Origin of the sequence: Parafrankia soli, assembly GCF_001854695.1 — a bacterium.
GTDB classification, from domain to species: domain Bacteria; phylum Actinomycetota; class Actinomycetes; order Frankiales; family Frankiaceae; genus Parafrankia; species Parafrankia soli.
Genome location: NZ_MAXA01000043.1, coordinates 1 through 8,554, shown reverse-complemented (window position 1 = coordinate 8,554; position 8,554 = coordinate 1). Strand labels below are relative to the sequence as shown.

Sequence of the window (8,554 nt, the reverse complement as noted above, 5' to 3'; positions counted from 1 at the left end):
GTGGCCACCGCGTGGGCGGCGATCCCGAGGATGCCGATGACGTTGGCGCCGTCCCCGCAGCCCAGGATCCACGACAGGTCCAGGCGCAGGAGCGTGTGCAGCTCACCGACCCGGGGGCCGCCGAAGCCGTGCGGGGCGGGGTGGTCGGGCCAGGAGGTGAGCCCGTCGATGTCGCGCGGGGTCAGACCGGCATCAGCGATGGCCGCCAGACAGGCGTCCAGAGTCAGCTCCATTGCGGACCGGTTCAGCCGCCGCCCGGACGGTGACCGCCCGATGCCGGAGACGATCGCCCGGCGCTCGATGTTCATGACGTCAGCGCTCATGGGACCGGCCGGAACATCGGTACGAACACGTCACCTCGCTGTTCGAAGGCCACCTCGACCTCCATACCGGTCGTGACCGCCTCGACGTCRCAGTCGACCACATTGGTCAACAGGTGCAGGTCGGGCTGCTCGGCCAGGACCACCCGGGCCACGACATAGGGCGGCTCGTAGCCGGGCACCCACGGGCGGCGCACCACCGTGTAGGTCTCGACGGTGCCGCGGCCCGAGACCGGCCGGGACCCGATCGAACGGGAATAGCAGCCGGGGCAGATCCGCGCCGGCGGGTGGAACAGTCGTTCGCACGCGGTGCAGGCGCTGATCAGGAGCTGCCCCTGGGCACCTCCATGCCAGAAGTCGCGGCTGTCGTCGTCGACCACGGGTATGGGCCTGTCCTCGCCGGTCAGAGGATCGCCCCGCCGGCTTTGAGGTCGCCGATCTCGTCCCACGAGAGGCCGAGGTCGAGGAGTACGGATTCGGTGTGCTCACCGTGTTCGGGGGCACGGCTGGGCTGGCTCGGCCGCTGGTCGAACTGCACCGGCGTGGCCACCAGCGGCAGGGAATGGCCGTTGCCGAGATCGACGTCGGCGAACAGGCCGTTGGCCTTCACCTGGGGGTCCTCTGCGAGCTCGTGGGGGTACTGGCTGGGCGCCCACTCCCCGTCGAACTCCGCGAGGACGGCCCGCCATTCGTCGAAGGTGCGTTCGGCGAAGACGCCCTCGAGCCACTCGACGCACTCCCGGGCGTTGCGGCGGCGGGCCTCCATGTCCACGAACCGGGGGTCGTTCGCCGCGGCTGGCTGACCGATGCTCTTGCACAGGTGTGGCCAGTAGCGGTCGGGAGCGAGCATCTGCAGGACGATGACCCGGCCGTCGGCCGTGCGGTACGGCAGCATCAGCGGGTTCGAGGCCTCGTACCGGCTCCGGGTGGCGACCGGCCCGCCGGGGCCGTTGAGGGTGGCGTTCATGAGGTCCATCTGGACCTGCCACATTCCGGACGCCAGCAGCGAGGCGTCGACCGTGGAGGGCTCGCCGGTCGTCGACCGGTGGTACAGCGCCGCGCTGATGGCACCGGCGATGCTCAGCCCGCCGACCACGTCCCCGAACGCCGGGCGGGGCATGGCCGGCCAGGGCGCGTCGGGGGCGGTGAAGATCTGCTGCATTCCGCTGCGGGCCCAGTAGGCGCCCGCGTCGTACCCGCCCCGGCCGGCGTCGGGCCCCTGGGCGCCGAACGCGGTACCCCGTACGTAGATCACCGCGGGATTGTCGGCCCGGACGTCGGCCAGCTCGAGGTTCAGCCGGGCGCGGGTGTCCGCGCGCAGGTTGGTCACGAAGACGTCGCTCGCGGCGATGAGCCGGGACAGCAGCTGCCGGCCGGCCGGATTCTTCAGATCCAGGGCGACGGATCGCTTGCCCCGGTTCGTGGCCTGGAACTGGACGTCCACGCCGTGCCACAACTTGTGTAAACCGGCTGTGACCAGGCCGCGGTAGGGATCACCGGTCTCGGGGTGCTCGATCTTGATGACCTCGGCACCCCACTCGGCGAGCACGGCCCCCGCCATCGGGACGAACACGTGCGAGGCGACTTCCAGGATGCGCGCCCCGGCGAGCGGCGCCGGGCTCACGCCGTTCTGCCGGGCTGGTGCGCGTGCGCGAACTGGCCGACCGTGGTCAGCCGGCGCTCCACGGTGCCCCGCGAGACGATCGAGATGTCGTGGCCGGCGGCCTCCTTGCGCAGCGCGCCGACGGTGCACCGCTCGCGCGGCCGGATCGGGAAGGGATCGAAGGAGTACACCTGCATCGCGTTGCGATGAGTGATCTTGTCCACCTGCAGGTCGGTCAGTCCCGCCACGGCGTCGATCACCACTTCGGGTGAACGTGGCCAGGTGCTGTCGGAGTGGGGGTAGTCGCACTCCCAGGTGACCATGTCCTCGTTCATCCGGTCGAGGTTGGCCACACCGAAGTCGTCGACGATGAAGCACGTGACGACATGGTCACGGAAGATCTCGCTCGGCAGGCGGCCGCCGAGCTCGGGGCGGGTCCAGGCACGGTGCTGCTTGTAGGTGTAGTCGGCCCGCTCCAGGAAGTACGGGATCCAGCCGATCCCGCCCTCCGACAGGGCCACCTTGAGGTTCTTGAACTTCTGGAAGATGGGCGACCAGACGAGGTCCGCGGCGGTCGGGAAGGTCTTGATGGCGGCGCAGGTGATCTCGACGTTCATCGGGGCGTCGGGTGCCGTGACCACGCCGATGGCGCCTGACCCGATGTGCACGCACACGACCGTCTCGGTCTCCTCGCATGCCGCCCAGAACGGGTCCCAGTGATCGCTGTGCAACGACGGGAGGCCGAGGGCGTAGGGGTTCATCGAGAAGCTGACCGCATGGGAGCCCTTGGCCGCCGTCCGGCGGATCTCCTTCGCCATCAGCTGGGGGTCCCACAGCGGCGGGATCGAACAGGGGATGAACCGGTCCGGATACGCGCCGCACCAGGCGTCGATGTGCCAGTCGTTGTAGGCGGTGAGGACGGCAAGGGCCAGGTCGGGGTCCTGGTCGGCCCGGCTGGCGAAGAACTGACCGCAGAAGCGGGCCATCGACGGGAAGTTCAGGGAGGCGAGCACGCCGTTGGCGCTCATGTCCTTGACCCGCTCGTGGACGTCGTAGCAGCCCCGTCGGATCTCCGCCAGCCGCGCCGGCTCCAGGCCGTACTCCTCGGGCGGGCGGCCGGCCACCGCGTTCAGGCCGGAGCTGCGGGCCTCGCCCTCGCCGAACACCCACTTGTCGCTCACCTCGTCCGAGACGAGCCGGGGCGCCCGGTCGGCGTACTTCGCCGGGATGAAGCCCTCGAACATGTCGGGGGGCTCTATCACGTGGTCGTCCACGCTGATAAGGATCAAGTCGTCCATGTTCATGGGGCCTCCCCAGTTGCTTCCCGTTGCGGCATTCGAGGCAGCGGTGCCCTGTAGGTTCCATCATCGGGCCCCGTGCCCTGGCCGTCTTTGCGGGTTCGGCCAAGTCCTTGCCCGTTTCGGCCGGGCGGTCGTGGCCCCGGTAATCCAGCCGTGTCTTTTCGGTAGCTGGTCCGGGACTGTTCGCGATGTTTTTCGCCGTGCGGTGAGCCTCCGCCGTGCGGAGAGGCGGCCAAATCGGTCGCCGACGGTGAGGGTGAAAGCACCGAACTGTCAGCCGCGGACGCGCTGGCGGTAGGCGGTGGGAGTCTCTCCGGTGTACTGGCCGAAGGCCCGGGTGAATGCGCTCACGCTCTGGAATCCGACGGCGAGGGCGATCGCGATTATGGTCTGGTTCTGGCTGTCCTGAGCGAGTAGCGCCATGGCCTTGAGTAATCGGCTCTCGAGGAGGTACCGGCGCCAGGACATGTCGGTCGCGGCGAGAAACGCCCGGCGCAACGACCGTTCCGACGTCCCGATGGCCGCGCACAGCTGGGGTAGCGAGACGTCGGCCAGGTGTTTGTTGGTGTAGTCCATGGCGGCGGCGACGAGCGGGTCGGGAGTGGTCGGCAGGCACAGCGGGGTCTCGTGGTCGAGCCATTCGACGACGAGGTGGGCAAGGGCGTCGAAGAAGGCCTCCGCCATGGGCTCCGTCGCCGTCCTCTTGATCGGCCATCTCCTGGCGTACAGGACCATTTCCCGGATCACCGGAGCAGCGGCGAGTATCCGGACCCGCTCACCTGCCGACAGGCCCATCACCGGGTCGAAGAACACCGAGACGGCCTTGACGTTGCTCCAGGTGCTGCAGTGGATCGTCCCGGCCGGAATCCACACGGCCTGTTGCGGCGGAAGAAGGTAGCGTGCCGTCGCGGTCTCGACCTCGACGACCCCCTCGAACGCGTACTCCATCTGGTGCAGGTCGTGGGAGTGCCACCCGGTGACCACTTCGTCCCTGACCTCGAGCGTGTACGTACCGGCTCGGATGACTGGCCCTCCGTCACCCTCACAGCGGACGTTGGCCGAAACGGGCAAGGTTGGGGAGGTAGCCGCGGCAGGCGTCATGGGGTGACGGTAGTCCAGTGGCGGGAGCGCGCCAAGGTGACCGCAAGTAGCACGAATCTGGCCGGATGCGCAAAGACGGCCACCGCGGTGCCGCCGATGATGAACCGCAGGGCGCCGCCGGCGAACTCACCGGGCGGATGGCCGCGGCTCGCGGCGCCGGCCATCGCGATTCTCCCGTGCGAGAGGGGCCTGGCAATGCTGCTCGGTCGTGCACTGATGGGCGACACCTCGTGCTTCGGCGAGGTGGTGGATGATCGCTTCCACCTCCTGTCCGGCGGCATGCTGGAGGGGTACCGCCGTGTCGGGCGGTCCCTGCCGCTTGCGGATCTTGTGCTCGGCGCGCCCCTGACCGGCGTCCGGCTCATCGCCGTGATGGGCGGCTTCCTCGAGCCGGGCACGTCGCGCCCGCCGGGGATCCAGCCGATGTGGGTGCCCAAGGCGTGCGGGTTCGTCGGTGGCGACCGCGCACAGATCCGGGTGCCCGCGGCGCTGACCGGGGCGGTGCAGATGGAAGCCGAGCTCGCCGTGGTCGTCGGCCGCCCGCTGCGCGGCGCGTCACCGGCCGAAGCGGCCGAAGCCATCTTCGGCTGGACCGTCTTCAACGACGTCACCGCGGCCGAATATGTGGCGCCCGGCCTGTGGGCGACGGCGAAGTCGATCGACGGGTTCGCGTCGTGGGGCCCGTGGATCCGGCGGGATCTCACCGAACGGCGCGTCCTCGAAGGGCTGGCGATCACCGGGACCCTCAACGGGAGCAAGGTCCAGGCGGGAAACACCCGGTATTTCAGGTTCGCGCCGAGCGAGATCCTGAGCCACATCAGCCATCGGATCAGCCTCTTTCCCGGCGACGTCGTCACGCTCGGAACGCCGCCGCCAGCCGTTGACGCCGCCGCCGGCGACCACATGGTGTGCGAGGTGGAGGAGGTCGGCGTCCTGACCAACCAGCTGCTCGCCGCCGGGAGCGAGGAATGACCGGCGGGGTCCGCCCCGGCCGCCGCCAGATGGAGACCGGGTTAGACGAGGAGGGGCTGTGACGACGGAGCAGGCGGCGGGGCCGGCGCTCGATGTGCGGCGTCGGCTGTACGAGCTGATGACGCTCATGAAGGCGGCCGACGATCGGCTGAGCAAGGGGATCGCCTCGGGCGAGCTGCAGTGCGTGTACTGGCCCTCACGTGGCCAGGAGGCGATCGCCGCGGCGGTGGGCGCGGTCCTCCGCCTGGACGATCAGCTGGTCACGACGTACCGCGGGCTGCACGACCTGATCGGCAAGGGCGTGCCGCTGGTCGAGATCTACGGCGAGATGCTGGGTCGCCAGGTCGGCTCCGGCCGCGGCAAGGGCGGGACGATGCACATCGCGCATCCCGACTCCGGCCTCATGATGTCGACGGGGATCGTGGGCGCGGGGCCCCCGGTCGCGGTCGGGCTGGCCATGGCCGCACGGCGCAAGGGCCTCGACCGGGTGACGGTCGCCAGCTTCGGTGACGGGGCCACGAACACCGGCTCCTTCCACGAGGCGGCGAACATGGCGGCGCTGTGGGACCTGCCGCTGGTGCTGGTCTGCCAGAACAACCAGTACGCCGAGATGACGCCGACCGGGCACACGATGAAGATCGCCCAGGTCGCGGACCGGGCGGCCGGCTACGGGATGCCGGGCGTCCGAGTCGACGGCAACGACCCCCTCGCCGTCGTCGCCGCGCTGGAGGAGGCCGTCGAGCGGGCGAGAGCCGGCGCCGGCCCAACGCTCCTGGAATGCGTGACGTTCCGGTTCCGCGGCCACTACTTCGGCGATCCGATGAAGTACATCCCGACGGAGCAGATGGACGCCGCGATCGCGGCTGATCCCCTCCCGCGTTTCCGGTCACGTCTGTTGGACGACGGGGTCTGCGGTGCGCGGGAGCTCGACGAGATCGAGACGGCCGCCGTCTCGGCGGTCGACGAGGCGCTGGCCGCCGTCCTGGCCGCGCCCGCCGCGGCACTCGACGAGCTGGACCGGGACGTGTACGCCGATCCGCGCAACTGCCCCGCGTAGCGCGACTGCCCCCGTAACGCGCGCTTAGAACGTGCATTCCGTATCGAACGTGGCCTGGCAATGAGGTGGACGTGGACGAACGACGGATGACGATGCGCGAGGCGTTGAACCTCGCCCTGGACCAGGCGCTGGAGCGTGACGAGCGCGTCTTCCTGATCGGCGAGGACATCGCCGACCCGGGGGCATCCGGCCCGACCGCCGGGCTGTCGAGCAGGTACGGCACCGAGCGGGTGCTCGACACGCCGATCTCCGAGGCGGCGATCGTGGGCGCGGCCATCGGAGCCGCGATGGAGGGCTTCCGTCCGGTGGCCGAAATAATGATCATGGACTTCATCGGGATAGCCGCCGACCAGATCATCAACCACGCGGCGAAGATGCGGTTCATGACCGGGGGGCGGACAACCGCGCCCATCACCGTGCGCACACAGATCTACGGCGGACTCGGCACCGGCGCCACGCACTCGCAGTCGCTGGAGGCGTGGTTCATGCACATTCCCGGGCTGAAAGTCATCGTTCCCTCGACGCCGCGCGACGGCAAAGGCCTGCTCACGTCCGCGATCTTCGACGACGACCCGTGCATCTTCCTGGAGACGATCCGCCTGCAGGGCCAGCGTGGAATGGTGCCAGTCGACCCGGGATTCTCGATCCCGCTCGGCCAGGCGGACGTGAAGCGTGCCGGCACCGACGTAACGTTGATCAGCTACGGCCGGGGGGTCGTCGAGTCGCTCGGCGCGGCGGACGCGCTCGCGCGCCAGGAGATCAGTGCCGAGGTACTCGATCTGCGTACCCTCGTTCCGCTCGACACGGCGGCGATCATCGAATCGGTGCACCGCACAACGCGAGCGGTGGTGGTGCACGACGCCGTGCAGTTCGCCGGCCCCGGAGCGGAGATCGTCGCCATTCTTCAGCGCGAGCTCTTCGACCGGCTCTCGGCGCCGGTGGAACGGGTGGGTGCCCGGTTCGTGCCGAACCCGGCCCCGCCGGCGCTGGAGTCGCAGGTGTACCCGAATTCCGAAAAGATCATCGCCGCCGTCCACCGGACGCTGCGGTGGAAAACCACCAGGGAAGGTGCCCGTGGCTGACTTCACGATCCGCATTCCACGCGTATCGGTCGCGATCTCGGAGGCGGAGCTGCTCGAGCTTCTCGTGGAGGAGGGGGCGCGCGTGGCGGAGGGCGACCSGCTGTTCGTCATCGCGACGGACAAGGTCGAATCCGAGGTGCAGGCCKGCGCGTCCGGCACGGTGCACTGGAGCGGCGCGGTGGAGACCGTCTACGAGATCGGTGCCGAGATCGGGACGATCAGCGCGTCCAGCTGACGCCGGAACCGATCAGCTGACGCCGGCACAGACCAGCTGAGGCCGGCGCTGAGAGGAGGTTGATGTCGATGGCCGTCACCGACGACCGCCGGGCCGACGCTGCCCGTGACGTCCCGTTCGCCATGCGGGATCCGTTACACGTACCACGTGAGCGCTATTACGACCGAACCTTCTTCGAGCTCGAGAAGGAATACCTGTGGCCGCGCGTCTGGCAGATGGCGTGCCGGCTGGAGGAGATCCCGCGGCCCGGCGACTTCGTCGAGTACGAGATCTGCGACCAGTCGATCCTGGTCGTGCGGCAGCCCGATCTTTCGGTCAAGGCCTTCCACAACGCCTGCCGGCATCGGGCCACCCAGTTGTGTTCGGGTTCCGGGCGGCTGCCCGGTGGGCAGATCGTGTGTCCGTTCCATGGCTGGCGGTGGAACCTCGACGGRAGTAACTCGTTCGTGTAYGGCGCGGAGGGGTTCGCGCCGGAGGTCCTGCGCCCGGACGACATCCGGCTGCGGGAGTGCAGGGTCGACACGTGGGGTGCCTGCGTGTGGATCAACATGGATCCGGATGCCCGTCCGTTGCGGGAGGCGCTGGCGCCGGTAGCGGGGTTGCTGGACGCGGTGTGCGTGGAGAACATGCGGGTGTGGTGGTGGAAGGAGACGATCCTCAACGCGAACTGGAAGGTGGCCCAGGAGGCGTTCCACGAGGGTTACCACGTGATGGGGACGCATCCGCAGCTCACGTTCGGTCTGGGTGACGACTACCCGTTCGCGAATGTCGAGTACACCGCGTTCGAGAACGGCCACGGTCGTTTCCAGGGCCGGTTCGACCCGACCGCGGGCGGCGTCTCCCAGGGGCGTGGTGGGGAGGCGTTCCTGGAGCGGTCGCGGAT

10 protein-coding genes and 1 pseudogene are annotated in these 8,554 nt (G+C 69.3%); 5 read left to right on the top strand and 6 right to left on the bottom strand.

From position 1 onward, the window contains the following. The 6 genes and pseudogenes from BBK14_RS05630 to BBK14_RS38100 all read right to left on the bottom strand — a co-directional run. Positions 1–323, bottom strand: a pseudogene (locus tag BBK14_RS05630) (thiolase family protein); the annotation flags it as partial. Further along, positions 320–727: a Zn-ribbon domain-containing OB-fold protein gene (locus BBK14_RS05625; RefSeq protein ID WP_071060125.1), complete on the bottom strand. Its 408-nt coding sequence runs from the start codon at positions 725–727 to the stop codon at positions 320–322. The pseudogene BBK14_RS05630 and the gene BBK14_RS05625, both read right to left, overlap by 4 nt. Then, positions 724–1,944, bottom strand: coding sequence for a CaiB/BaiF CoA transferase family protein (locus BBK14_RS05620; protein ID WP_083390742.1), 1,221 nt, complete (start codon positions 1,942–1,944; stop codon positions 724–726). Before BBK14_RS05620 ends, BBK14_RS05625 begins: the two co-directional genes overlap by 4 nt. After that, complete coding sequence (locus BBK14_RS05615; RefSeq protein ID WP_071060122.1) at positions 1,941–3,227, bottom strand: amidohydrolase family protein; 1,287 nt, start codon at positions 3,225–3,227, stop codon at positions 1,941–1,943. The genes BBK14_RS05620 and BBK14_RS05615 overlap by 4 nt, the downstream gene beginning before the upstream one ends. 270 nt (positions 3,228–3,497) lie before the next feature. Continuing rightward, entirely contained in the window at positions 3,498–4,208 is a 711-nt protein-coding gene (locus tag BBK14_RS05610; RefSeq protein ID WP_083390741.1) for an AraC family transcriptional regulator, read from the bottom strand. Between the two features lie 113 nt (positions 4,209–4,321). After that, positions 4,322–4,489 (bottom strand): hypothetical protein, encoded by a 168-nt coding sequence (locus BBK14_RS38100; protein WP_157472662.1) that lies wholly within the window; start codon positions 4,487–4,489, stop codon positions 4,322–4,324. Between the two features lie 31 nt (positions 4,490–4,520). Between BBK14_RS38100 and BBK14_RS05605 the strand changes: the two genes are divergently transcribed. The 5 genes from BBK14_RS05605 to BBK14_RS05585 all read left to right on the top strand — a co-directional run. Beyond that, positions 4,521–5,297 (top strand): fumarylacetoacetate hydrolase family protein, encoded by a 777-nt coding sequence (locus tag BBK14_RS05605; protein ID WP_071060120.1) that lies wholly within the window; start codon positions 4,521–4,523, stop codon positions 5,295–5,297. A gap of 58 nt (positions 5,298–5,355) precedes the next feature. After that, positions 5,356–6,354 carry a thiamine pyrophosphate-dependent dehydrogenase E1 component subunit alpha gene (locus BBK14_RS05600; RefSeq protein ID WP_071060119.1) on the top strand — a complete coding sequence of 333 codons (999 nt, stop codon included), beginning with the start codon at positions 5,356–5,358 and terminating at the stop codon, positions 6,352–6,354. Between the two features lie 86 nt (positions 6,355–6,440). Continuing rightward, positions 6,441–7,436: an alpha-ketoacid dehydrogenase subunit beta gene (locus tag BBK14_RS05595; RefSeq protein WP_083390743.1), complete on the top strand. Its 996-nt coding sequence runs from the start codon at positions 6,441–6,443 to the stop codon at positions 7,434–7,436. After that, positions 7,429–7,671, top strand: coding sequence for a biotin/lipoyl-containing protein (locus tag BBK14_RS05590; protein ID WP_071060123.1), 243 nt, complete (start codon positions 7,429–7,431; stop codon positions 7,669–7,671). The genes BBK14_RS05595 and BBK14_RS05590 overlap by 8 nt, the downstream gene beginning before the upstream one ends. Before the next feature lie 68 nt (positions 7,672–7,739). Beyond that, a partial coding sequence (locus tag BBK14_RS05585) for an aromatic ring-hydroxylating oxygenase subunit alpha (protein WP_131802170.1) occupies positions 7,740–8,554 on the top strand: 815 nt, incomplete at its 3' end.